General features: G+C 39.1%; 27 protein-coding genes. 12 read left to right on the top strand and 15 right to left on the bottom strand.

Features of this window, described 5'->3' with window-relative positions:
- The first annotated feature begins 194 nt into the window (after positions 1 to 194).
- The 3 genes from F0919_RS09255 to F0919_RS09245 all read left to right on the top strand — a co-directional run bounded on the left by F0919_RS09255 (position 195) and on the right by F0919_RS09245 (position 4,688).
- Complete coding sequence (locus F0919_RS09255; protein WP_190277330.1) at positions 195 to 2,402, top strand: carboxy terminal-processing peptidase; 2,208 nt, start codon at positions 195 to 197, stop codon at positions 2,400 to 2,402.
- A gap of 228 nt (positions 2,403 to 2,630) precedes the next feature.
- A complete protein-coding gene (gene aat / locus F0919_RS09250) occupies positions 2,631 to 3,263 on the top strand; it encodes a leucyl/phenylalanyl-tRNA--protein transferase (RefSeq protein WP_150032463.1) in 633 nt (210 codons plus the stop codon).
- Positions 3,264 to 3,326: 63 nt separating this feature from the next.
- Entirely contained in the window at positions 3,327 to 4,688 is a 1,362-nt protein-coding gene (locus F0919_RS09245; RefSeq protein WP_150032462.1) for a peptide-N-glycosidase F-related protein, read from the top strand.
- Between the two features lie 469 nt (positions 4,689 to 5,157).
- Here the strand turns inward: F0919_RS09245 and F0919_RS09240 are convergent, their stop codons facing one another.
- Together F0919_RS09240 and F0919_RS09235 are read right to left on the bottom strand one after the other, a co-directional pair.
- On the bottom strand, positions 5,158 to 5,538 hold the full coding sequence (locus tag F0919_RS09240; RefSeq protein WP_150032461.1) for a hypothetical protein: 381 nt from the start codon (positions 5,536 to 5,538) through the stop codon (positions 5,158 to 5,160).
- Positions 5,539 to 5,907: 369 nt separating this feature from the next.
- Positions 5,908 to 6,399, bottom strand: a complete 492-nt coding sequence (locus F0919_RS09235; RefSeq protein ID WP_150032460.1) for a hypothetical protein — start codon at positions 6,397 to 6,399, stop codon at positions 5,908 to 5,910.
- Positions 6,400 to 6,872: 473 nt separating this feature from the next.
- On the opposite strand from F0919_RS09235, the gene F0919_RS09230 reads away from it, so the two are divergent.
- From F0919_RS09230 to F0919_RS09210, 5 genes are all read left to right on the top strand, one after another.
- Positions 6,873 to 8,552, top strand: a complete 1,680-nt coding sequence (locus F0919_RS09230; protein ID WP_150032459.1) for a hypothetical protein — start codon at positions 6,873 to 6,875, stop codon at positions 8,550 to 8,552.
- 13 nt (positions 8,553 to 8,565) lie between these two features.
- Positions 8,566 to 9,051 (top strand): hypothetical protein, encoded by a 486-nt coding sequence (locus F0919_RS09225; protein ID WP_150032458.1) that lies wholly within the window; start codon positions 8,566 to 8,568, stop codon positions 9,049 to 9,051.
- A 197-nt stretch (positions 9,052 to 9,248) separates the two neighbouring features.
- Positions 9,249 to 9,665, top strand: a complete 417-nt coding sequence (locus tag F0919_RS09220) for a hypothetical protein (RefSeq protein WP_150032457.1) — start codon at positions 9,249 to 9,251, stop codon at positions 9,663 to 9,665.
- An 85-nt stretch (positions 9,666 to 9,750) separates the two neighbouring features.
- A complete protein-coding gene (locus F0919_RS09215; protein ID WP_150032456.1) occupies positions 9,751 to 10,371 on the top strand; it encodes a DUF5034 domain-containing protein in 621 nt (206 codons plus the stop codon).
- A 37-nt stretch (positions 10,372 to 10,408) separates the two neighbouring features.
- Positions 10,409 to 10,924 (top strand): hypothetical protein, encoded by a 516-nt coding sequence (locus F0919_RS09210; protein WP_150032455.1) that lies wholly within the window; start codon positions 10,409 to 10,411, stop codon positions 10,922 to 10,924.
- A gap of 38 nt (positions 10,925 to 10,962) precedes the next feature.
- On the opposite strand, the gene F0919_RS09205 is transcribed toward F0919_RS09210, so the two are convergent.
- The 4 genes from F0919_RS09205 to F0919_RS09190 form a co-directional block, all read right to left on the bottom strand.
- Entirely contained in the window at positions 10,963 to 11,838 is an 876-nt protein-coding gene (locus F0919_RS09205) for an ion transporter (protein ID WP_150032454.1), read from the bottom strand.
- A gap of 341 nt (positions 11,839 to 12,179) precedes the next feature.
- Positions 12,180 to 13,301 (bottom strand): acyl-CoA dehydrogenase family protein, encoded by a 1,122-nt coding sequence (locus F0919_RS09200; RefSeq protein WP_317132537.1) that lies wholly within the window; start codon positions 13,299 to 13,301, stop codon positions 12,180 to 12,182.
- A 48-nt stretch (positions 13,302 to 13,349) separates the two neighbouring features.
- The gene (locus F0919_RS09195) at positions 13,350 to 14,273 is read right to left on the bottom strand and encodes a helix-hairpin-helix domain-containing protein (protein ID WP_150032452.1); all 924 of its coding nucleotides are present in this window, start codon (positions 14,271 to 14,273) and stop codon (positions 13,350 to 13,352) included.
- A 60-nt stretch (positions 14,274 to 14,333) separates the two neighbouring features.
- Complete coding sequence (locus tag F0919_RS09190; RefSeq protein ID WP_150032451.1) at positions 14,334 to 14,555, bottom strand: AtpZ/AtpI family protein; 222 nt, start codon at positions 14,553 to 14,555, stop codon at positions 14,334 to 14,336.
- 68 nt (positions 14,556 to 14,623) lie between these two features.
- On the opposite strand from F0919_RS09190, the gene F0919_RS09185 reads away from it, so the two are divergent.
- Together F0919_RS09185 and F0919_RS09180 are read left to right on the top strand one after the other, a co-directional pair.
- Complete coding sequence (locus F0919_RS09185; RefSeq protein WP_150032450.1) at positions 14,624 to 15,151, top strand: 3-hydroxyanthranilate 3,4-dioxygenase; 528 nt, start codon at positions 14,624 to 14,626, stop codon at positions 15,149 to 15,151.
- A 227-nt stretch (positions 15,152 to 15,378) separates the two neighbouring features.
- Positions 15,379 to 15,957, top strand: coding sequence for an NUMOD4 domain-containing protein (locus tag F0919_RS09180; protein WP_150032449.1), 579 nt, complete (start codon positions 15,379 to 15,381; stop codon positions 15,955 to 15,957).
- Positions 15,958 to 16,049: 92 nt separating this feature from the next.
- Here the strand turns inward: F0919_RS09180 and F0919_RS09175 are convergent, their stop codons facing one another.
- The 4 genes from F0919_RS09175 to F0919_RS09160 all read right to left on the bottom strand — a co-directional run bounded on the left by F0919_RS09175 (position 16,050) and on the right by F0919_RS09160 (position 18,794).
- Positions 16,050 to 16,457, bottom strand: a complete 408-nt coding sequence (locus tag F0919_RS09175) for a hypothetical protein (protein WP_150032448.1) — start codon at positions 16,455 to 16,457, stop codon at positions 16,050 to 16,052.
- A gap of 100 nt (positions 16,458 to 16,557) precedes the next feature.
- Entirely contained in the window at positions 16,558 to 17,064 is a 507-nt protein-coding gene (locus F0919_RS09170; RefSeq protein ID WP_150032447.1) for a GbsR/MarR family transcriptional regulator, read from the bottom strand.
- 117 nt (positions 17,065 to 17,181) lie between these two features.
- Entirely contained in the window at positions 17,182 to 18,504 is a 1,323-nt protein-coding gene (locus tag F0919_RS09165; RefSeq protein WP_150032446.1) for a M28 family metallopeptidase, read from the bottom strand.
- The gene (locus F0919_RS09160; RefSeq protein WP_150032445.1) at positions 18,504 to 18,794 is read right to left on the bottom strand and encodes a cell division protein ZapA; all 291 of its coding nucleotides are present in this window, start codon (positions 18,792 to 18,794) and stop codon (positions 18,504 to 18,506) included. Before F0919_RS09160 ends, F0919_RS09165 begins: the two co-directional genes overlap by 1 nt.
- Positions 18,795 to 18,906: 112 nt before the next feature.
- On the opposite strand from F0919_RS09160, the gene ftsY reads away from it, so the two are divergent.
- Positions 18,907 to 19,887, top strand: coding sequence for a signal recognition particle-docking protein FtsY (gene ftsY / locus F0919_RS09155; RefSeq protein WP_150032444.1), 981 nt, complete (start codon positions 18,907 to 18,909; stop codon positions 19,885 to 19,887).
- Between the two features lie 65 nt (positions 19,888 to 19,952).
- On the opposite strand, the gene F0919_RS09150 is transcribed toward ftsY, so the two are convergent.
- The 5 genes from F0919_RS09150 to F0919_RS09130 form a co-directional block, all read right to left on the bottom strand.
- A complete protein-coding gene (locus F0919_RS09150; RefSeq protein WP_150032443.1) occupies positions 19,953 to 21,284 on the bottom strand; it encodes a DUF5689 domain-containing protein in 1,332 nt (443 codons plus the stop codon).
- Between the two features lie 133 nt (positions 21,285 to 21,417).
- Positions 21,418 to 22,653, bottom strand: coding sequence for an NADP-dependent isocitrate dehydrogenase (locus F0919_RS09145; RefSeq protein WP_150032442.1), 1,236 nt, complete (start codon positions 22,651 to 22,653; stop codon positions 21,418 to 21,420).
- A gap of 174 nt (positions 22,654 to 22,827) precedes the next feature.
- Positions 22,828 to 23,073 (bottom strand): type II toxin-antitoxin system RelE/ParE family toxin, encoded by a 246-nt coding sequence (locus F0919_RS18830; protein WP_150032844.1) that lies wholly within the window; start codon positions 23,071 to 23,073, stop codon positions 22,828 to 22,830.
- Positions 23,074 to 23,126: 53 nt separating this feature from the next.
- On the bottom strand, positions 23,127 to 23,357 hold the full coding sequence (locus tag F0919_RS09135) for a hypothetical protein (protein ID WP_216629407.1): 231 nt from the start codon (positions 23,355 to 23,357) through the stop codon (positions 23,127 to 23,129).
- Between the two features lie 82 nt (positions 23,358 to 23,439).
- The gene (locus F0919_RS09130) at positions 23,440 to 23,928 is read right to left on the bottom strand and encodes an IPExxxVDY family protein (RefSeq protein ID WP_150032440.1); all 489 of its coding nucleotides are present in this window, start codon (positions 23,926 to 23,928) and stop codon (positions 23,440 to 23,442) included.
- A 127-nt stretch (positions 23,929 to 24,055) separates the two neighbouring features.
- Here F0919_RS09130 and F0919_RS09125 point away from each other — a divergent pair, with 127 nt between their 5' ends.
- Positions 24,056 to 24,994, top strand: coding sequence for an SPFH domain-containing protein (locus tag F0919_RS09125; protein ID WP_150032439.1), 939 nt, complete (start codon positions 24,056 to 24,058; stop codon positions 24,992 to 24,994).
- The last annotated feature ends 24 nt before the right edge of the window (positions 24,995 to 25,018 follow it).

The following is a 25,018-nucleotide window of genomic DNA, read 5'->3' as shown; positions in this document are numbered from 1 at the left end:
ATTTTTAATAGAATTTGTCTCTAAAACCGTGTCAAAACCATTGAGTCTTATTGCGTTAAAGCTATGATAGATATAGGCTATACCCCTAATCGGGGTATTTTGCTGCTTCACCTTTTCTTAACGCATAAATACTTTACATTTGCTATTGACGTTTAATCAAAAAAACAATTATTAATACAGATATGTTGCGATTCATGAGAAACAAGATTCTGATACCTACCTTAATACTTTCAGCCCTTGCTGTATTTTTTTCTTTCAGGTATTTAGGTGGCGATGATCCAAAGACGACCGGTAACGAAGATGAAAACAAAGTAATTTTAAATACCGTAATGGCCGTATTGGATAAAGGCCATTTTGCACCACGCGCTATTGACGATATTTTTTCCCAATCCGTTTATGACAAGACATTAGAAAACCTTGATTACGGCAAGAAATTTTTCACACAGGAAGATATCAATAGCCTGCAGAAATACAGGAACGAGATTGACGATGAAATAAAAGATAATTCATTGGAATTCTTTGATGCCGTAAATGCCATTTTCGTTAAACGCGTCAACGATGCCGAAGGTTACTACAAGGCCATTTTACAAAAGCCCTTTACATTTAACGGCAACGAACAATTAGAGCTGGACAGCAAGAAAACGACTTATCCTAAAAACGATGCTGAAATGAAAAATCGTTGGGAGGAATACCTGAAATACAATGTACTGGCTAAATACATAGACCTGAAAGATGCCGAAGACAAAAAAGTAAAAGATTCAGCCAACTACAAAGCGAAAAACTTTGCAACACTTGAAAAAGAAGCGCGCGACAATACTTTAAAAATACAGGACAGATTCTTCAAACGCCTGAAAAAATTAAATGACAATGACCGTTTTGCTTTGTTCATCAACAGCATTACGGGAACGGAAGATCCGCATACTGATTTCTTACCGCCTGAAGATAAAAAACGCTTTGATGAGATGATGTCAGGTAGCTTTATAGGTATTGGTGCATCCTTACAACAACAGGAAGACGGCAAAATAAAAGTAGCTGCTATTATTACAGGCAGCCCTTCATGGAAACAAGGCCACCTGAAAGCAGACGATATCATTCTTAAAGTGGCACAGGGCGAACAGGCACCTGTTGATATTGACGGAATGGAAACCGATGAGGTGGTAAAACTAATAAGAGGAAAAGAAAATACGGAAGTAAGGTTAACCGTTAAACACGCCGATGGAACAACGGAAGTTATTCCGATTATACGCGGTAAAGTTGACCTCGAAGACACTTTTGCAAAATCTGCAATTGTTGAAAACAAAGGCAAAAGGATAGGTTATATCTATCTGCCTGAATTCTACGCCGATTTTAACGGCAACGGAAGTGGTCACAGCAGTGCCCGCGATGTACAAAATGAGGTTGTAAAACTGATGACTGAAAAAGTAGATGGCATCGTATTAGACCTTAGAAATAACGGCGGTGGTTCATTGACCGATGTGGTGGATATGGCGGGTATCTTTATAGGTAAAGGTCCTGTGGTGCAGGTAAGAGGCAGCGGCAACCAGTCCGTAACGCTGAAAAGTCAGGCTTCACAACCTATATATACAGGTCCGCTTGCCATTATGGTCAACAACGGAAGCGCTTCAGCATCTGAAATTATGGCTGCTGCTATGCAGGATTATGGTCGCGCAGTTATCATCGGTACCAATACCTTCGGGAAGGGTACCGTACAAAAACTGGTTTCGTTGGATCAGTTTGTAAACGGCGACATCAGAGATCAGATTATTGCAGCATTCAATAAAGCCAAAGGCGGCGATGCACAATACAATGGCATCGGTTCACTGAAACTAACTATTCAGAAATTCTACCGGATAAACGGCGGTTCCACACAGTTAAGAGGTGTGGCTCCCGATGTAAACCTGCCCGATCCTTATGAGCAACTGGATAATATAGGCGAACGCAAAGATCCTGCCGCATTGCCCTGGGACAAAATTAATCCGTCTGAATACAGCTTATGGTCTGCCCCGCCCGCGCTTGATTTCTTAAGAAAGAACAGCGAAAAAAGAGTTGCAGATAATGAAACATTCAAAATCATTCAGCAAACAGGCGAAAGACTGAAGAAACAACAAGACAACAATGTGGTTTCGCTGAATGAAGCAAAATACATTGAGAAACAAAAAGAATCACAGGCATTATCAAAGAAAATTGAAGATCTTGATAAAATTGCAAGCCCGATTACGGTAAGCAACCTGAATGCAGACATGAGCAGAATCAATGTGGATACTACGTCTAAAGCAAAAAATAAAGACTGGTTGAAAGCATTGCAGAAAGATGTTTATCTTTCAGAAACAGCAAATGTTATGTTTGACTGGATTACAACACCTACCAATGTTGTAAACATCAAAAAGACAACATTGGATTAAAATTCCAGGAAGCAAATTCCAAAAATCAAGAACCAAAGCGGTTGCATTTTTGAATCAATATTAATAAAAGAGACAGATTTCCATTTTTAAAACGGGAATCTGTCTTTTTTGAGTAATTACCATAAAGAGCTTTTACAGATAACACTAAAATTCCTGTGATTACTCTTCAAGACACCGTTCAAAATCTGATCTTTTGGAATTTGGAATTTGGAATTTGAATTTTTAACCATGTTATTCCGGCTTAGAAACGATGTTATTGCCTTTCCCAATCCTGCGCTGGCGGAGGATGACGGCCTTTTAGCCATTGGCGGCGATTTGTCGGCAGAGCGGCTGACGCTGGCTTATGCCTCCGGCATTTTTCCCTGGTACAGCGATGATGATCCTATTCTCTGGTATTCGCCACCCATGCGTTGCGTCCTTTTTCCTGATAAAATAAATATCAGTAAGAGCATGCAGCGGCTGTTCAGGAAAGAGGTGTTTAATATTACGGTCAATAAAGCTTTTTCATCCGTTATCCGCAGTTGTGCAGCTATACAGCGGCCGGGACAGGACGGTACATGGATCAACGATGATATGCAGGAGGCCTATATTGAATTGAACCGGAAAGGAATAGCGAAAAGCATAGAAATATGGAAAGGCGATGAGCTTGCTGGCGGATTGTACGGTGTGGAAATCAATGATATTTTTTGCGGTGAAAGCATGTTCAGCGCTTATCCAAATGCTTCAAAAGCTGCTTTAATTGCACTTTGTACACAAATGAACTACCGGTTGATCGACTGCCAGATTCCGAATCCACACTTGATGAGCATGGGCGCAGAAATGATGGACAGGGCTGTTTATCTGCAATATCTTACCTTATAAACAAGTAAAAATATTTTTCAATACCCACATTTTCATGTATATTTACTCCATAAAAATGTAGTTATGAAAAAAATATTTGCACTTCTTTCCCTTGCGGCTATAGCTGCCTTTTCACACAAGACAAATGCGCAAACAACTATCAGAATCTATGATACTGCGTTGTTTTATGATGGTTATGCCGGTCTTAGCACTGCAACTACCCCGGCTCCTCCGGGCACAGTAAGGCTCAAAACATCACTTTATTCTAAAAAACTTTCGGAAGCTGTTTTAGGTCAAATAGGCAATTCACTTTCTATGAAAGTGCTTGTAAAAGCCTCCTGCGATAATTATGACAGAGGCGGACACGTAAGCCTTGCATTTGTGCCGAAAGGAGACACTACCTACACTACCGGCGACACGGCAGTAAAACGCCTTGAGATAGCCAGGTTTATTACGCCATTTATGAATAAGAACCTGCAGCCTGATACGGTTCCCTATAATTATGAAATCAATAATGTAGCATCTATCTTAAAAGAAAATAAGATTACAGACATTTATGATATATGGATGGAGCTTGAAATTTTTGGTGTGCCTTATGCTGCCAATAATGAAATTCCGGGTTGCAGCGGAAGAAGCGATGTTTTTTACGGCACGCTTGATTTGATAACAGATGCAAGCGCCCCGAGAGAAAATAATAATATCATCATACCTATTTACAATCAAAAGTCATTTAATAATTACCAGGCCAATGCAACCGATTCATTGACTACTACCGTTAAGACTGTTACGTTCAATCTTTCTGACAGTAGTTATAATACCAGTATCTACCTGATTACTTCCAATCATGGCGCTAACAGCGGTGGTGAAGAATATAACAGGCGCAACCATTTTGTGTATTTTGACGGCACACAGGTATTGCAATACAAACCGGGTTTCCCGACCTGTGAGCCATACAGGATTTATAATACGCAGGGAAATGGTATTTACGGAAGTGCTCCAAGGTCAGATGCCCAATGGCAATCGTTCAGTAACTGGTGCCCCGGCGCTTATATTCCAATTCGCGTGATTAATGTCGGCAATCTTGCACCGGGTACACACACGTTTAAAATAGCCGTACCCGATGCCAAATTTGTAGGTGGGCAAGGTAATTTCCCCTTATCGCTTTACGTACAGGGTAAAACAGAATATATAGCGCCTGTCGGTGTCAATGATATCAATAAAATTGCAGCAAATACAACATTGTATCCTAACCCTGCTAAACAGGAGATTAATATACGTACGGAACAAAAAGTGGAAAAAGTAATAATGTTCAACATGGTTGGCCAGCAGGTATGGGCCGGCAATTCAAAAACAATTGATATTACAGCCCTGCAATATGGCGTTTATTATGTGAAGATTCAACTGGAAGGAAATATTATGGTTACAAAATCTTTCGTAAAAAACTAACCTGCAGCTTTCCAATATATTCAATTGAATATCCGATAAGAAAACGGCCCCGGAATACCGGGGCCGTTTTTGTCTGCAAATAATTGCAGGCAAAACCACGCGGCACTCTGGCAGCCACCCGCCCCTGTATGCGCCTTTTATCCTACAAACAGAACCCTACAGCAGAAATAAAAACAGGCGCACTTTGTCTAACCCAGCCGCCAGGATGCAGCACAAGGGATTATGCATGAATTGCTGTAGGCTGGCAATCGAAAAAATATATTTTTAACCGGCATTTATTCATCCGCTTGTAATTTCTTTTATAAAAATGGCGGCACTCTGGCAGCCGCCACTCCCCTGTATGTACCTTTACTTCAATGAGTATTTACCTGTAGACAAAAGCAAAGCAGGTACACTATGTCTAACCCAGCCGTCAGGATACAGCACAAGGGCTTTAATGCATTACAGGCCAACATGTTTCAATCTTTTGTTACTTATTTTTCATTACCTGCATCAGCAAGTCCTTTTCGCCCTGCAGCCTGGCTACGGTTTGTTTCAGTTCCGCAATTTCCGCATCTCTCGCAGCCAGCACTTCGCTTTTTGTACCACCGGCAAAATCCGGAGGCAACTGTGCTGCTATATCGGCAAAGAAATTGTGCTTTAATATCAGGCTGATCTCCCACAGGATAGCAGTCTGGATACTGTCGTTTTTAAAATAAAACCTTACGGTACTATATCTCCTTTGCAATATTCTTGCCAACGCAGCTATATTTATTTTCCTTTTTTTAATAACCTCTGACAATATGTGGCCGGTTGAAGGAAATTGCTTTTCAACCTGATTCATTACATATTTAGGTGACCTGTTTACCATACATGCATTTTAATAAGATGTCTTGAAAATCTATTTCTTAATTATAATCGCAACGTTTTACTATAATACCGCTGTTTCACAGTCATGATAGTCGTGTTTCACAGTCATGATAGCCGTGTTTCACAGTCATGATAGCCGTGTTTCACAGTCATGATAGTCGTGTTTCACAGTCATAATAACCGTGTTTCATAGTCATGATAGCCGTGTTTCATAGTCATAATAACCGTGTTTCATAGTCATGATAGCCGTGTTTCATAGTCATGATAGCCGTGTTTCATAGTCATAATAACCGTGTTTTACAGCTATTATAGATTGTCATTGACAAAACCGATCAGTATTTGATTGATAATAATGCAATGAATAATGCTCTTATTGATTTTCTAAAGGTTTTTCTTCGTTACCCTTACCGCCCTTAGGCTTATAACGCTGCTTTAATTTATCGTAGCTGCTTTGTGCATTGGGAATGCCTGCCTCAGCAGCCGATTTGAAGAACTGGTAAGCCGCATTGCTTACGCCGTAAGCTTCTGTGGCAGCTATGCGCAGTATAGCTTCAATACATTCCTGAACATTGTTCTGTATGCTGCGCAATTCATCCATTTGTTCAAAAAGCGTCAGGTCGTTCTGCAATTGCTCTGCACTGATAAAAGGAGGTATAATGTTTTGGCCGTTGTTGCGTATTTCGTTTACGGCGTCTTCCACAAAGATCTTGTTGTCCACATCGAGGGATGTAAGGCTGCCCCTTTCGTCGTCGTTGAGCGTAAGGTTCCCGCTTTCGGGCAATGCGTTGATGATAGATTGAAAATACGCTTTGATCTGATTTATCTGATCGGGAGCCATTACCGCGTCAATGCGGTTTTGCATAATGTTTGCCATTTTAATTTTTTATTTTTTTATAGTTAAGGTTTCGGAACGCGGACCAAAAATTTCAGGAGATTCCTGTATCTATAACTATGGCAAATTTCATGCCAAAAAAAACGGATGCTAAAAAACCAATATAAAAACGGGGGACATTATTATCTTTTTTACATTCATTATGTTTTTAAAAACGGATTTGGAGAACATTTTCGGCATTTTTAAAATAAAAATCTCTGTTAAAAAAATATATTATGCAATATGATACTTTTTTAACAGTTACATTTGGAAAACCAAAATTTAAAAGATAGCAATATCGGTTCGTTAATCAAAGTCCGGAACAGTGAGGGGATGCGGGGAGCATATTCCGGATTGGAGATTAGAAAGCCGGCTGTTTTTTTAAAAAATAAACCAAATTCTGCGAAGAGATAATGGCGGATAAAAAGACCGATTTTTTTAATCTTTTTAAACGAACATTCAGAATGAGGAAAAAATTATGGTGTGCCGCAGTTATTGGCGGCATTGTGGCTCTTAGCCTTGCAGGTTGTAAAAAACGCAATACTGCCGAACCCGGCGAAACACCTGCAACAGCAAAGCTTATGAGCGGCGGTGGCACTGCGGCAAATGACGGTCCGACCGTACTGGGCAACAAATTGATAAACCCATATACCGTTGCCAATATGGAACAGGGAAAGCGCAGCCTGGCGGCCAAAGGCATTCACCCCCAACAGACTTTTACGGTAAAAGAAACGCACCTGTATGTAAAATTCAAGCCTGCAAATGAGGATGAATACAACGAATTGATGTCCGACAATTCTCTTGACCTTGTTGACTTCCCGCTGGATTATGACATTCAGGTAGTTGGTAACGGGTACCGCGAGCCGGGGCTGGACGAATCCACGCCTACCCCGCAATACGCCACTCTTCCTTCAGGCTTCCGGTTTAATGAAAATATAAACTTCGAAATTCTTGACCGGCTGTACCTGCCGGAGCTGGACCCGGAACTTGAAGATGATTATACCTATATACAGCAACTGCTGTATGAAACTTACGGCATGAATGCACCCAACGACAGGTTTACAAGGTTTAAGCGAGTAGATGACCAGCTTATGGACAGCGGTGGCGGCGGTTCAGATGGTTTTGTACAGGTATTTGATACAAGGCTGAACCGGATGGTACCATTAAAAGGAGCCGATATCCTTACATTAAACGGCATGGCATTTTACCACGGCACTACGGACAACAACGGAGAATACTGGCTTGACAACTGGTATTCGGGCAACGCTATCGTCCTGGTAAAAATGCGGAAAAATGATTTTACCATCAGGAAGAACTTTTTTGACAATGCTTACGTAGCAAGGCAGGCCAATGGAACCTATTGCGATATTGACATACAAAGCGGCATGGAACGTATGTTTGCCACCATGTTCCGCGCGGCATACCGATATAACTATGGCGATGTGGGAGGCCTACAAAGACCGACACGGCCTGTTTTCAAGCAAATACTTGTGGGCGCCGATGCAATCGCCACAGGCGGTTCGGGCATAAACAACATTGCATGGCCGAAACTAAAAGTGTGGCGCTATCACAACAACGGGTCGGAATGTGGTACGGATGAAATTTTCAGCACCACTATACATGAGCTGGCGCATACCGCACATGTCAAAACGATGGACCTGGGCTCGATAGATTACGTCTATCTTACCGACCAGATACGCGAGAGCTGGTGTGTGGCGGTAGAATGGTTTGTTACCGGTATGGAATATAAAGAAAACGGCCTTGTAGCTACCTCGCCCGGCGCATTCGATGGTTACGGAGAGCGAAAATATGATCCATCTAACCCGCCACAATATCCTAACCGATTCGCTTATCAATATTGGAACGCAAACCTGGGCAATGATTACACCAGTTTGTTCATAAATTTGATAGATGATTTTAATGAAAATGGGGTTTGGTTTCCGAATGTAGCTTTATTTGGTCAAGTTAATGATCAAGTTTCAGGCTATACGCTGCAAAGCATAGAATCATCTATACTGAAGTTTGTAGCGAGAACGCATCCCAGCGGCGGGCCCTATCCTAATTCATTGTCCGAACTTTTAAAAATAAATAAACCCAATGGAGTAACTGATGCACAAATAGACTTACTATTAAGTAGCTATTAAAAAAAGAAAAACTATGAAAATTAAATTATTTTTTAGGTTATTAACTATTAGCATAATATGGTCAAGTTGTGCTAAAGATAAAATCACCAATTATATAGCAGTACTTTATAATCGTACAGAACACTCTGTCATGATTCTTCCATTTAAGGGAGGAGCTGTAAATTCTTCTGATTCAGTTATTTTAAATGCTGGTGACAGTTTTTTAGTAGGTGAAGGTTGGATGAGAGGAGAAGTTAAAACACCTTTTTTTGAATCGGAATATTTAGCAGTTGGTGAAAACGATTCTATTAATGTTGTTTTTGATAACGCCTATAAAATATCGCATTTCGTTACTCTACCGTCTAATTTGCCTGAAAAATATTATGCATTTTCATCAGGTAGAAACATTATCAACAGAGATAATTACGAATTCACCAGAATAAAAGATAAAAATGATAATTACACTAATGTGCATAAATACTTCTTCATAGAACAAGATTATTTAGATGCCAAGGATTAGATATAAACAGGACTGTCCCGAAGTTCGGGACAGTCCTGTTTCTTATTCTGTTCTATAGTATTTGAAGGCTAATAAGCCCAATGGAGTTACAGATGCGCAAATAAGCCCACTTTAAACAGTTATTAATTATTTAAGTGATGAAAAAAATAAGTATAATTTTAATTGTGCAAGTGATAACTGGTTGTATAAAAGAAAAGATGACCTATTATACAGCAACTATTTACAATTCTTCCGGACACAAGATTACAATTTTGCCATTCATCTATGGAATTGTGAACTCAACAGATACCATTAAATTAAATGAAGGAGATAGTTTTTTGTTGGCTGAAGGTATCTTCGACGGAGATGTCTTAAATCCCGGTTTTGTTTCGAACAGATTTAATGGCCCAGTTGATTCTACCTTAGTATTATTTGACAATCAATATAAAATGATGCATTATACTTATGTACCTGATAGTTTAAAAGGCAATTATTATCTCTATGATAATCCACGTAATTTATGGAATTCGACAATTAGCTACGAATTCACCAGAATAAAAGATAAAAATGATAATTACACTAATGTGCATAAATACATCTTCACAGAACAAGATTATTTAGATGCCAGGGAATAGGCAATAAAACTAATCTCGAGGATTCTTTGCCACGCTTAAACAAGATCGTTATGATCTGTATCTATCACATCAAAACATTCGTAAAATGATAAAAAAATTGCTCCTCATTCTGACAGGATACTATGTACTCATTTTTGTAAGTGCATGCACATGTAATTGCGAGCCTACAGAAAACTTCAACGCAATAGTAAGCGAGATTAACACAAGCATGCTTATTTATAGCTTTCAGGCCGATACATCGTTTAACTTCACGCCGATAGAGACTGACTCCATGAAGTATGATAGCTACGGAATTAATTTGAATTTCATAGGGACTATCGTTAAAGCGGAACCATCGTTTTCATTGGTCAACACTGCTTATGCCTGTAAGTGTTATATAGATGATGATTACTTCTTCCACGATTCCGTATCTTCTGTAACAATTACAACGATTAACGATTTTGATGAACAGCACCTTTCAGGGGAAGATGTGACCGGCTATTTTGTGTATGTAGATAACGATTACACCAACAATAAAGTACGGAAGAACACTGTTGCATATTTTTATTCAAATCAGCCTTCCCATTCCTATTATCCCGGTTATTATTTTCCGCTTTATTTAAATGCAAGACCTACGCTCAACCCTAATATTCAATTTGATATAAAGGTCAGATTCAAAAACGGAAACGAACAGCAAACAAGAACCAAAAGCGTTTACCTGTATTGAGATTATTATCTCCATATGCTAAACTCAGAATTTATTTATGGAAAAAATAAGAAGACTTTCATTTCTGGCACTCCTATCAGCAAGTACGTTGTTTTGTTTACGTACGCAAGCGCAATCCAATTCAAACGTAGTAAACTATCAATTATTAGGTGATGGTTTGCTTATGTCTATAAAGTACGAACGAAAAGTGTTGCCCGATTTCAATTTATGGTTGAATGGAGGAATAGGCTATTATGTTCAGAGCGGAGAAACGTATTTAACATTGCCACTGGGTGTAAGATATTGGCAACCTTTATCGAAGCATAATAGAAATTATGTTGGTATCGGTGCATCGGCTACTTATTGTAAAGCAGATGTAACCTTATATGCGATTATTGAATACCGGGATAAACGGGATAAGCCCGAAAACGCCTATATAAATTACATTCCGGCATTAGGGTTCAGACATTTAAATGCTAAAAGACAGGTAACTTACACATGGGAGGCCAACCTTGTCGTAAATAATTTTGCGGTCCTGCCCTATTTTGGTTTCAGCATCGGTTTCGCATTTTAAGGTTAAAACCAAGCTGCTGCTATGCAATCGTATCCTATCTAAGCAAGCTTAGTGCCACATTTTTTACAGAACAATGCATCCGAAGCATGGTTTTTGTTCTTACAATTGGGACAGGTTTTATCGTCATTATCCATTTCCCTGTATTTGGACACTAACGATGCAGACATAATACCTGTGGGCACAGCTATGATAGCATAACCCAAAATCATGATGAAGGATGCAACTATCTTTCCGACAGCAGTTATGGGGGCTATATCGCCATAGCCTACTGTTGTAATGGTTACGATAGCCCAGTAAATGCTTTGCGGTATGCTATGGAAGCCGGGATTATGCTCATATTCCAGTACATACATCAGGGTGCCCAGAAAAACGGTAAGCAATACGATAAAGAAAAGGAAGACGAGTATTTTATTGAAGCTGCGCACCAGCGATAAGACCATATACCTGCTTTCGTCCAGAAACCTGACCATCCGGAATATCCTGAATACCCTTAGCAGCCTGAAGGAACGGATAATCATAAGCATGTGCCAGTTGGGCAGGAAAAATTCGGCATAAGGGGGAATGACGGAAAGCAAATCAACGATGCCATAGAAGCTTTTTGCATAAACCTTCGGCTTTTTTACACAATACAACCGCAATAAATATTCGACTGTAAAAACAATCATGAAAAAAGTGTTCAGAAAACGGAACAGCTCATGGTATCTTGCTGCAAGCGAAGCTACGCTTTCGAGTATCAGCAGGATAATATTGGCAATGATCAGGATGAACAGCCCGACATCAAATGCTTTGCCGGCAGGGGTGCTGCTCTGAAAGATAATAATATAGATTTTTCTCCTTAAAGCATATTTTTCTTCAGGTATATTCTGGTCCTGCAGTACATCGTGTTTGTCAGGTATGAGCCGAAATAGAGACATTAAGCATTGCGATTGTTATTGTCTAAAGATAACCAATTATCCTTCATGGCACTACCGATGGGATCGGAAAATGTATTTTAGGTGTCTGTATTTTGTGCTGAATTAATTGTAACTCGATGTTATTTACTCGGGCGCCAATGAAAACCTGTGAAGTTTTGTAAACCTGTGAAGGTTTGAAAACCTGTGAAGTTTTGTAAACCTATGAGGTTTTGAAAACCTCATAGGTTACGAATTCAATACAAATCAAAAACAGGCAGACATCATTATATTGGCTGTAGCGCAATCAGTATCAAACAAAAAAAGCGCCCCATTCGGGACGCTTCATATAACTTATTCAATGCTTACATACTTAAAATGTCTCTTGAAATAACGAGTTTCTGAACTTCGGAAGTTCCCTCGCCGATAGTGCAAAGCTTGGAATCGCGGTAGTACTTTTCAACAGGGAAATCTTTGGTATAGCCATAACCGCCGTGTATCTGAACCGCATCGGTAGAAACTTCAACAGAAACTTCAGAAGCATAATATTTAGCCATTGCAGATTCTTTTGTCATTTTCACGCCGCGGTTTTTCATATCTGCCGCCTGGTAGATCAATAATTCGGCGCCTTCAATCTTAACGGCCATATCAGCCAGCTTAAAAGCAATAGCCTGGAAGTTACAGATTGGCTGGTCGAACTGATGACGCTCTTTACTGTATTTCAAAGAAGCTTCGTAAGCGCCTTTTGCAATACCTAAAGATAATGCTGCAATAGAGATACGGCCGCCGTCTAATACTTTCATCGCTTGCTTGAATCCTTCGCCTATTTCACCCATGCGTTGTGCATCGGAGATACGGCAGTTATCAAACACAAGCTCTGTGGTTTCAGAAGCACGCATGCCTAATTTATTTTCTTTCTTACCTGCGCTGAAACCCGGTGTGCCGCGTTCAACGATGAAGGCTGTTACGTTATTTTTGGTGCGGGGTTCGCCGGTACGTGCCAATACTACAGCTACGTTACCGCTTTTACCGTGTGTAATCCAGTTTTTGGTTCCGTTCAGAACCCAATCATCACCATCGCGGGTAGCAACACATTGCATATTGCCTGCGTCGCTTCCTGTATTGGCTTCTGTCAGGCCCCATGCGCCGATCCATTCGCCGGTTGCCAGCTTGGGAAGGTATTTTTTCTTTTGTTCTTCATTACCGAAATACAAAATATGCCCTGTACAAAGTGAGTTATGAGCCGCAACGGAAAGACCGATAGAACCGCAAACTTTTGAAATTTCACTTACAACAGTTACATATTCAAAATAACTTAAGCCGGAACCGCCATATTCGGTTGGTACCAACACGCCCATCAAACCAAGTTCACCCAACTTGCGGAACACTTCGACAGGGAAAGTTTGAGATTCATCCCATTCCATCATTTCAGGGCGAATGTGTTTGTTTGCGAAATCACGTATCATTTCTGTGATTTGCGTTTGCATTTCGGTCTTTTGAAAATCCATATTTTTAAATAATTAAATATACTCCGGTTAGTGAGTACTCAAATAAGGCGCAATTTTACGATATTTTTCTTCATTTATCAAAGGAACTTGCCTTAATTGTTCCAAATCGCTGAATTGACCAATATCATTTCTAAATTTTATAATGGCCACGGCCAGCTTCTTACCGATGTACGGATGCCTGCCCAGGCTGTTTTCATCTGCGATATTGAGGTTTATTTTTCTAACGAGGGATGAATTTATTGTAAACTTATCTTTCAATTGCTGATATGTGCTGTCGGGGAAACCATACACTTCTTTCAATTGCTCCACTTTCAGAAAACCACCCAAGGCATCTCTGAAGTTGACTATTCTTTTGGAATATGCCGGACCAATACCACGCAAGGACATAAGCTGTTCCGGATTGGCAGTATTCAGTTCAACAGCGGCAATTTTTTGCGGAGCAGAACGTGATATATAGTTTTCAACAGGAACGTTAGCATTCTCAGGAATACTGATATATGGTGCAATACGCTCGTAGTCTTCCTTCCTTAAGGTATAAAGTTTTTGCAAATCCTCCTTCTTTTTAAAGGCAGTTGGATTTTTGCCACGATACTTCAGAATGGTATTAACGGTGTGTTTGGGTAAGCCCAATTTTAGTAAATCGGCTTCCGAAGCGGTATTGGGATTGAAGGGAAATAGTTCGGCCTGCTGCGTTGCAGATGAAGAAGCTCCTTCATCTGTATCAGAACGGGCATAAGCAGGTTCAGACTTACTTACGGGTGTATCAATATGCTTTTCCTGAAATTCAGACCATGCTTTTTGCAGGGCAATTTCATCCTTATCGACTTTAGGTTTCGTTATAACCGGCATGATACGCCAGACCAAAACCAGTAAAATCAATATTATCAATAATGCCAAAGCTCCGGCTCTGGTCTTGCGGGTGAGATGAAAATCATCAAAAATCTGTTGCATCTGAATTAGATTTAAAAAATTCAGCGCAGTATATGGTTCAATTATCTTTCATTAAACGGATTATTGTTTCTTCACCAATTGGCGGTATAACTGGTAAAGACTGACAAACAAAGCGACAACAGGAAATACAACAAGGAAAAGCGGTGAAGTATTTAATTTTTCATCCAGCTTCATACCACCGAAAACGCCCAAACCTAAAAGCACCATCATTTGGGTGCCTACAGCAGCGTATTTCATGGCATTGCCATACTTGTTTGCATTCTTTTGTGTCTGCTCTTCCATTTAAAAATAAAAATAAGTCTATTAATCCTTTTTTCAAAATTTTCTACCTTTAGGCCAAATATCATATTATGTCAGTAATACGCCCTTTTAATATTAAAAACTGGATTGATGAACATCGTCATCTATTGAAGCCGCCGGTTGGCAATCAGCAGGTTTATAAAGATGTACAGGATTTTATAGTAATGGTAGTCGGCGGGCCTAACAGCCGTAAAGATTTTCATTATAATGAAACAGAAGAATTGTTTTATCAGCTGGAAGGCGATATCGTTGTAAGGATTATTGAAGACGGAAAAATAGTTCCGATAGAAATAAAAGCGGGCGATATGTTTTTGCTGCCTGCCAAGGTGCCGCACTCTCCGCAACGCGGACCCAATACGGTAGGATTGGTAATTGAAAAAGTACGTGACGGCAATATGATGGATTCGTTTTCCTGGTATTGCGAAAATTGTTCACACAAGTTATATGAGGAATTCATGCCGGTGAATGATATCGTAAATCAATTACCTCCGGTTATGAATGCATTTTATGCTGACGAAAAGAAAAGAACATGCGAAAAATGCGGTACGGTTATGGAACCGCCTGTTCCTGTAAAATAACGCTTCAATCTACTTAAAACGGCCATCTATATTGAATATAGATGGCCGTTTTTATTTCCGCTTCTGCTCGGATTCAACAATTTTCGTATCATAACCATAATTATATAAAGAAACGTTAAACTTAGTTAAACCTTTCAAGTCTATATTATTAACCAACGATTTAACCAATCAGAACCTTTGTTGGAATTCTCTGTTTACTCATTTGCTAAGATTTACACTATTGTCTTATGGTTCGTTTTTTTGCTACTGAAAAGTTTAAAGAAATTACGATTGAAGATCCGCTTCAATTACGTTATGCAGTTTCCAACTATGGCAGGCTGATAAGTTTTTTGAACAAGATGGAAGAAGGTCGTCTCATAAAAGGCAGCACCCAGGATGGTTACAGGCTGTTCAGATATAAGACAAGAGTGGATGGAAAGATAAAAAACAAGCATTTGTTCATGGCGAAACTGGTTGCCGCTTATTTTCTGGAGAAAAAATCGGATGACCAGGTGTATGTGCTTCATTTAGATCGCAACCGTGCCAATGATTTTGTGGAAAATCTCAGATGGGCAACAAAAGAAGAAATGCTGGAACACCAAAGAACAAGCCCGTTTGTGAAAGCTGCCAGAGAAAAAGTTCTGGAAGAGAAGAAATTTAAAAACGGACATAAACTTACGCTTACGCAAGTAAAATTTATAAAAAAGGAATTGCTCGATCCTAATCGTAAAACACGTTTAAAGATTCTGGCAAAAAAATTCGGCATCAGCGAGATGCAATTACATCGTATTAAGACGGGAGAGAACTGGGCACACGTGCAAGTGTAATTCTTTTTAATTGGTTAATTGTAGATAAGGCCTTCATTGTAAAATGAGGGCTTTGTTTATTTTGTGACTGGCTTCTTATTTTAAAATATGGGTTAAAGTAAATAATAAGGCTTTCTGATGTTCAAATAATAGACAATTTCTTTCATAGTAACTAAAAAATAAGCAATACAAAGAAAGGGAGCCAGGTAAATCCAGATCATTAATAACCCTCCAAACGCACCATGATTTAACACGCCGGCCAAAAAAGCAAATAATATTGAGATGATATAAATTCTCCTTGTCCATAAACCCAATCTGCGTTTAGGAATAGCAGTCAGAAAAAATAAACTCCAGATAGTACTACTTATTAATTGAAGCCCTGTTAATATCAAAAATCCAAGAACAATGTAACCTGTTTGGAACATTGCCCATATGGAAAACACAAATGCAATTACTTGTAAGCCGGCATCTAATTGCTTGAAGAAAGCGATATGATTCATTTTTTGTCTGAAGGCATTCATAAAACAACATTTTAAATTCTATAAAAATAATATTTTCAGAAAATATTGAAATTTATTTTGCTTTTAAAAACCGGCGAACCGGTTTTATAAAAAAAATTATCTACTTAAACATCTTTAATAAAGTACCTGTAAACCAGTTTTCATCGGCTTTAATCAATCCGGCCAATGCGCTGTCAGCTTGTTTGGCAAACTTCTGAATCTGATTAGCCATATCAATGAAAGCTTTTGTTTCGGCATCTTTTTTATCGCCTTCAATATTTTTAATCTGCTCCATTGTTTGAATAATAGGGTCCAATTCGCGTTTCTTTCTCTCTTTCATAATGCGCATTGCCACTTTCCAGATATCTTTCTCCGCTACAAAATATTCCTTTCTGTCTCCCGGTATCAAAACCTTATCCACAATATTCCAGTTCATCAGGTCCCTTACATTCATATTAGTATTACCACGACTTATTTGCAGGGCCTCCATAATATCGTCAGCATTCAATGGTTTAGGAGCAATCAATAGCAATGCATGAATTTGTGCCATGGTCCGGTTAATGCCCCATGAAGAACCAAATACGCCCCAACTCTGTATAAAATGCTGTTTTGCTTCCTGTAATTCCATAATGTAAAAGTAAGATACATTTCTTTATTTTCAAAATTTTCTGAAAATAAGTTTTGATTTTTATAAAAATTTGGCAACTTTAAAAAAGTTGCCAAATCTCACATCGTTGACCTTATCTTAAAACGTTGCAATAAATCTTTTTACTAATTCTCCGAATTGCGGAATGTTTTGAAGTGTAACCTTATCGGCTTTATCCCATATATCGTGATAATAACCTTTGCCACCCATAGAGAAAATGAAAAATGCAGGCACGCCTTTTTCTGTAAAAAAATAATGGTCGCTGTTTGCTGCTGCCCCACCCTGACGTACCTCTTTAAATGAAAATCCATCTATACCTGCCTTATTCAAACCGGCAAGTATGTTATACTCGGTTTCATGTGTTTTGCCGTTCACAACAGAGATACCACTGGTGGCATCACCCATAATATCAATATTTATCAGGAATTTTATTTTACCCAAATCCATTAACGGATGCTCGGTAAAGTACTTTGAGCCCAGCAAACCTGCTTCTTCTCCCGCAAAAGCTATAAATACCATTGTGTATTTTGCCGGGTTGGCAGCATAATATCTTGCCAGTTCCAGCATCATGGAAGTGCCGCTTGCATTATCACTTGCTCCGGGAAACATTGTCCTGTTACCCATTTTCCCAAGATGATCGTAATGTGCTGTAATAACAATAAAGCTGTCGGTGCTTTCTTTTCCCGGCACAAAACCTGCTATATTATCAGCTTCAAATTTTGTTAGAAACTTATTATCAACAGCAACAGATATTTTATTCTTTTTGAAAACAAAATTTGTATCATAAAACTCTATGACCGTTGCAGGCATAGCAGCCTGAGATACAGTCCAGATAGGCTTTTTGTGATAAGGAATAAAGAAAACACCTTTGGGCAAATGCTTTACAAATTCCTTATTGCCTTTCCACTGCATGAGACTATTGATAGTATCGATATTTTGCAAAACAAAAGCAAACTTTTCCTTTGTCAGTTGTTTCGACCATTTCTCCCAATCCTTAATCAGAACCGTATCTTTCTTTTTCACCTTCTCTGCAAAATCAAGGCCGTCAATGATTTTTACCTTCATCGATTCTTTATAATAGCCACTTGCTGCAGCATGAACCAAATAATCCACACCGGGCTGCAAGGTTCTGCCATCAATTTTAACATCCATCACACTTGTAAAGGTATTGACCGGATAGGTAAAAGCCTGCCGGTAATCTTTTGTAAAAGACTGCAGGCTATCTGACCGGAATTGATTTACAATATAATCAGCAGCCTTTCCCATGCCGTCGTTAACATAACCCCGTCCGGAAAAGCTCTTTGAACATAATGTATTTAAATGCATTCGCAGGCTAACAGAATCCTGAGCAAATAAGACTTTAGAAGAAATCAGGCATGTCAATAAAAAAATGACCGGCAATTTCAGAAATGAATACTTCATTATTCTTTTATTACTTTATCAATACGTCCAATCATGTCACTTATCATTTCTTTTTGTACAGGGTTTAACTCGCCGCTGTCCGTAACCTGATCTGTGGCATACATGAGCAAACACATAGCAATAAAATCCTGATCGTCCTTCCCTGCAAAGCTGCTGCGCAATTCAGTCACACGTTCGTCGGCAATTTTCACGGCCAGTCTCACTGCTGCTTCATCTTTTGCTTTAATCCGGATGCGGTATCCCCGTCCGGCAATCCATAATGTGACCGGTATAAATTCTTCTTGTTCCATATTCTAAATTAGGCTTCAAAAGTAACAAATAAGAAAATTTTTCCTTACCCGTTAAAAAAGTATTTTTGCAACCGCAATGCCTATATCAAATCCGGCAGCGCATCTATAGAAAATGGGATTTTTCGATAAATTATTTAAGAGAAACAAAGAGCAGGAAGAACAAAAGGTAGCCCTGGATGAAGGCTTGCAAAAGACCAAACAAAGTTTCTTTTCTAAACTGACAAAAGCTGTAGCAGGTAAAAGCACTGTGGATGAAGAAGTGCTGGATAATGTAGAGGAAGCGCTGATTACGGCTGACGTTGGCCTGGAAACTACTGTTACTATTATTGAAAGGATTGAGGCGCGTGTTGCCAAAGATAAATATCTGGGTACTTCGGACTTAAACCGCATTTTACAGGAAGAGATTGCCGGCGTTTTGACAAAAGCGCCCACTAATGAGTTTGAAACCTTTGATGTTCCTGCCGATAAAAAGCCGTATATCATTTTAGTGGTTGGCGTAAACGGTGTGGGCAAAACTACAACAATCGGTAAACTGGCTTATAACTTCAAAAAGAATGGCAAAAGCGTGATGCTTGGTGCGGCAGATACATTCCGGGCTGCGGCAGTAGATCAATTAACGATCTGGAGCGAGCGTGTAGATGTGCCTATTGTAAAGAAAGAAATGGGAAGCGATCCGAGTTCGGTAGCTTATGATACGGTTGTAAGCGGTATTGCGAAGGGCGTTGATGTTATTATCATTGATACGGCAGGACGTTTGCACAACAAAGCACACCTGATGGATGAACTTACAAAGATCAAACGTGTAGTGAGCAAAAATATTCCTGATGCACCGCATGAAGTTTTGTTGGTATTAGATGGTTCTACCGGTCAGAATGCATTGGAACAGGCAAAACATTTTACTGCTGCGACAGATGTCACATCATTAGCTATTACCAAACTGGATGGAACGGCAAAAGGCGGCGTAGTATTGGCTATTGCCAATCAATTCAAAATTCCGGTAAAATATATCGGCGTTGGTGAAAGAATGCAGGATTTACAGATCTTCAATAAATATGAATTTGTAGATAGTTTGTTTTCTCTGGAAGAAAAATAGAATGATATATAATTTCTGTTCCCAATAAGATGGCGCCGCTGAAAGCGGCGCCATCTTATTGGGAACTAATCTGTAGTTATTTTTATATAGCCTAATTCATAGGTGGTTGTTTTATCATCTCCTCCTTCATATTTAAAAGCTATCCGTATGGATCCGGTATCATTCAAATGGACGTTTGCAACAGTCCATTCTGTTGCATAATTGCTTACATGACCACTACTTATTACGGCATTTAAATCAGTCCATGTTGCGTCAACAGGATTACCAGAACCGGAATAATCGGTAGAAACATAAGCCTTCAATGTCGCTCCGTTATCAAAACCGTCTTTGGTCCTGAATGTCAGTTTCAAATTAGACTTCCCGGCAAGATTAATAGATGGTGTTATCAGCCAGCTTTTTACAATTGCGGGAACAGTTCCGCCATAGGAAGTAATCTTTGCATAAACATCTGACTGAAAAGTACCTTTTGTAAATTTCCTTTCCCCAATCTCTGAGAAGTTTATCCAGTCTGTCAACGCTATTTCAGCATTATCAGTTAAAGCCGAGAAGTCCTGACTAAATAATATTTCACCACCGGAACTTCCATCGCACCGGACATTCCTGAAATATACATCAGTTGTATCTCTGATGGAAAGCTGCAGTTCATCTTTGTACTTACTGAAAATGCCTGTAATCGTACCATTTCCGCCGGGCGTCAAATACGGTTGGAATCTTGCATAGCCACTTGTCCGGAGCATTATTAAATTCCCATTACAATCTTTCATGCTCAGGCTTGTCGCAGAAGCAATACTTGCCAACTGAGCGTAAGGAATACCAACAGTACTGTCCACAAATTCTATATCCCTGATAGTTATTAACTTATTCAAATACTTGGCCGCACTGGTTTTCGAAAGATCTGCAATAGTTAATGTATCAGAAATAACCTTGTTGGGATAATCTGCCTTAACAACAAAGTCGCTTATTAAAAGAGCAGGAATGCTTGAGACGCTTCCTGTATTATCAGGCGTATACCCCAATTGAGGATTACCACCATAATTTCCGACATACAGTCCTTTGCATTTAATGTATAATTTCCTTCCTACAGGGAAGTCATTATATAGGTTACTTTGGTCCAACAGAACTTCAATGCCTCCGGTGCTATCTTCAATCACTATTTTTCTGGAATAATTACCGCTTTTATCATCCATCACCACCAGACCGGCAATAATGATATCGCCGGGAATAGCAATACCTTGCTGCGTTGTTATTAATTCAGCAATAGTTGATGTAACCTTTAGTTCAGGATCATAGCCTGAGGTATCGGGCGGGCCTTCATATTTCTTTTTCAGGCAGGATGAAAAAGCAAATAGAAAAATGCAGAAAATGATTTTAAAAAAAATAACCGGAAATAGTTTCATGTACTTTGTTTGCAAATGCAAAATAAAAAACTATTTACATATTTAATTCATATTGACATAATTTATTTCAATAAAATAAAATGCCGAAACCATAAATGGTTCCGGCATTTTCACCCAAAATATTAAATTCAGATTAGTTGTATCCTAATTTAGCTTTTAAATTAGTATCCAAAGCATCGAGGAATTCTTCTGTATAAAGATAATGTTCTCCATGATTTACTTTATTACCATGAATACAAACTGCTAAATCTTTAGTCATTTTGCCACTTGATACGGTTTCGATGCAAACTGCTTCCAAAGCATGACAGAAATCTATCAAAGCCTGGTTGTTATCTAATTTACCACGAAATTCCAAACCACGTGTCCATGCAAAAATAGATGCGATTGGATTTGTTGAAGTCGGGTTTCCTTTCTGATGTTCACGGAAGTGACGGGTTACGGTACCATGCGCTGCTTCTGCTTCCATAGTTCCACCATCAGGCGTAACCAATACAGAGGTCATTAAGCCCAAAGAACCAAAACCTTGCGCAACAGTATCGGACTGCACATCACCATCATAGTTTTTACAAGCCCAAACGAAATTGCCGTTCCACTTCAAAGCAGAAGCAACCATGTCATCAATCAAACGATGCTCATAAGTAATACCTGCTTCGGTGAATTTAGCTTTGAATTCATTCTGATAAATGCCTTCAAAAATATCTTTGAACCGACCATCATATTTTTTCAAAATGGTGTTTTTGGTAGAAAGATACAAAGGCCATTTTTTACTTAATGCCTGATTGAAACATGCGCGTGCAAAGCCTTCTATGCTTTCATCGGTATTGTACATGGTCAATGCTACACCATCACCTTTAAAGTTATATACTTCAAATTCCTGGGTTGTTCCGTCTTCACCTTCAAACTTAACGGTCAGTTTCCCTTTGCCTTTTGTAACAAAATCCGTAGCACGGTATTGGTCACCGAAAGCATGGCGGCCAATGCAGATAGGCGCTGTCCAGTTTGGCACCAGACGAGGAATATTATCAATTACGATTGGCTCACGAAATACGGTCCCGTCAAGGATATTACGGATAGTCCCGTTGGGAGACTTCCACATTTGCTTCAAGCTGAATTCTTTTACACGTTCTTCGTCCGGAGTAATAGTTGCACATTTGATACCTACTCCGTATTGTTTGATAGCGTTTGCAGCATCAACCGTTACCTGATCGTCTGTAGCGTCGCGGTGTTCCACGCCAAGGTCATAGTATTTTACATCCACATCCACATAAGGAAGGATCAATTTGTCTTTAATGAATTTCCAAATGATTCGTGTCATTTCATCACCATCCAATTCAACAACCGGATTGGCTACTTTAATTTTTTCAGCCATAACGCTAAACAATATTTAATGATGTGTTTTGAAAAATAATCGGACAAAAGTAATAAAAATGAAACTGAATGCACAATTCGTCAAAAAGTTTTGACGCAAAGGATAACGGTAGTGCACAATATGTGGAATCAGCAGCGAAAACCACTAATGGAGAGTTATGTGGATATTCTAATTTTAATAAGATTTGGGCTCCATACTTGTATGCCTGACACGTAAAACCCTTATTATATTTCCCTTAAACCGATAAGAAATTCTGTAATGATGTTTTTCAAAGGACCGATAGCTGCCATCATTATTGATTTTAAACTTATCTGAATTATATATTTCAGGATTAGTCACAGCTTTTTTCATTGCGAAATAAATATCCTCTAAAACTTTTGCGGCGTTTTGTGTAGAATCTTTACTTATATAATCGTGTATCTGTTTTAATTAAAATTGTACCTGTTTTGTCCAAACAATAGAAAATTTATTATCTACCATTTCCTAATCTCTTTCAGCATTTCTTCATTATTAATAAACTCACCTCGCTCAAATGCAGCCTCGGCTTCATCAAGTTCTTTATTATATTGTTCAATACTGATTCCCAGAGAAGCCTCTTCTTTCAAATGCAAAAAGGATTTAATCACACTGATTAGAGATTCCTTTTCTTCTGTTCCCAATAAAGGCAAATATGCCAGTATCTGCTTGTCTAGTGCCTGTATCATTATTTTTACTTTATTACAAATTTAAACATTTTAAGAGGCTAAATCATTATTATAAACGCAAAAAGGAGTTAAAACAAATTTATTACACTATCAGATTTCGTTTGTGCTTCAATGGCTCCAGATCAATTTCACGCACCCACGAGATATCAGGAACTTTAATCAAATCATTATACACATTTGTATCCGGTTCAATATAAGATGCAAAAGGAATCAGCATCAGAAAATCTGCGAAACGCACATCAGGCATCAGTTTCTTATTATCTACCGTATTAGTGTACAGTAAAACACAAGAATCGTAATAAGGAAGGCTATGCTTGTAAACCGGAAAATAAAAAAGCTCTTGCTGTACTTCCGGCACTTCATCAAAAAGGTTCCCGCCCTTTTTGTAAAAAGTCCTTCCTTCCTGAACGCAAACATCCATTTCCGGTTCACGGACAAAATCAAAATCACATACATGATTCAGCCACCAACACAAGGTATAACCCGGCAATGCTGCACCTATAGCCAACAGCCTGCAGTCCGAGAAAAAATCTTCTTCAACGTCTTCCGTATTGAGTATAAGTTTTGCCATAATTACCGTGTGCAAAGTTTGCAATTATTTGGCATATTGGGTGTGATATTCTCCTGTTTCTTTTTATTGGAAATCTGCATTCAATCTTTTTTGCTAATTTTCCGGTCAAATAAAACATGAAATGAGTATGTCACCCGGAATTATCGTAGTTATTATCCTTATAGTCCTTTTAGCCTTTTGCTTTGTAACGGTGCAACAGGGTACTGTTGCCGTTATTACTGTTTTCGGAAAATTCAGAAGGATATTAAGGCCTGGCCTGAGCTTCAGGATTCCGCTTATTGAAAAGATTTTCAGAAGAATCAGCATTCAAAACCGTTCTATAGAGTTGAAATTTCAGGCCATTACAATGGATCAGGCCAATGTAAACTTCTCGGCCATGTTGCTTTATGCTGTTTTCGGACAGGAAGATGAAACCATCAAAAATGTAGCTTTTAAGTTCATGGATGAACGCAGCCTGATGCAGGCCCTGGTGCGCTCTGTAGAAGGTTCTATACGTGCATTTGTAGCTACAAAAAAGCAGGCGGAAATATTAAGCCTGCGTGGCGAAATTATTTTGCACGTAAAAGATCAGCTTGATAAAATACTGGAGGAATGGGGCTACCATCTAATCGACCTTCAGATAAATGATATTGCTTTTGATGAAGTCATTATGCGCTCTATGGCACAGGTGGTTTCTTCCAACAACCTGAAAGCTGCTGCAGAAAACGAAGGCCAGGCTTTATTAATTACAAAAACCAAAGCTGCAGAGGCCGACGGTAATGCTATCAAAATTCAGGCAGAGGCGGAAAGGCAGGCAGCACAATTGCGTGGCCAGGGTGTTGCGTTATTCCGGGAAGAGGTTGCACATGGTATGGCGAAGGCGGCAAAAGAAATGGAACAGGCTAACCTGGATGCTTCTTTTATTTTGTATTCCATGTGGACGGACGCTATCAAACACTTTGCGGAAAACGGGAAAGGTAATACTATCTTCCTTGACGGCAGCAACGATGGTATGCAAAGAACCATGAAAGAATTAATGTCGGTTGCTCAAAATTCAAGGATTTCCTCACAGGGAAAGCAACAATAACCTTCAATAAATAAATTCAAAAAG

This window comes from Taibaiella lutea (assembly GCF_008629695.1).
In the GTDB taxonomy this organism is placed as follows: Bacteria; Bacteroidota; Bacteroidia; order Chitinophagales; family Chitinophagaceae; genus Taibaiella; species Taibaiella lutea.
The sequence above is the reverse complement of the archived record's forward strand: the minus strand, read 5'-3'. Positions and strand labels throughout refer to the sequence as shown.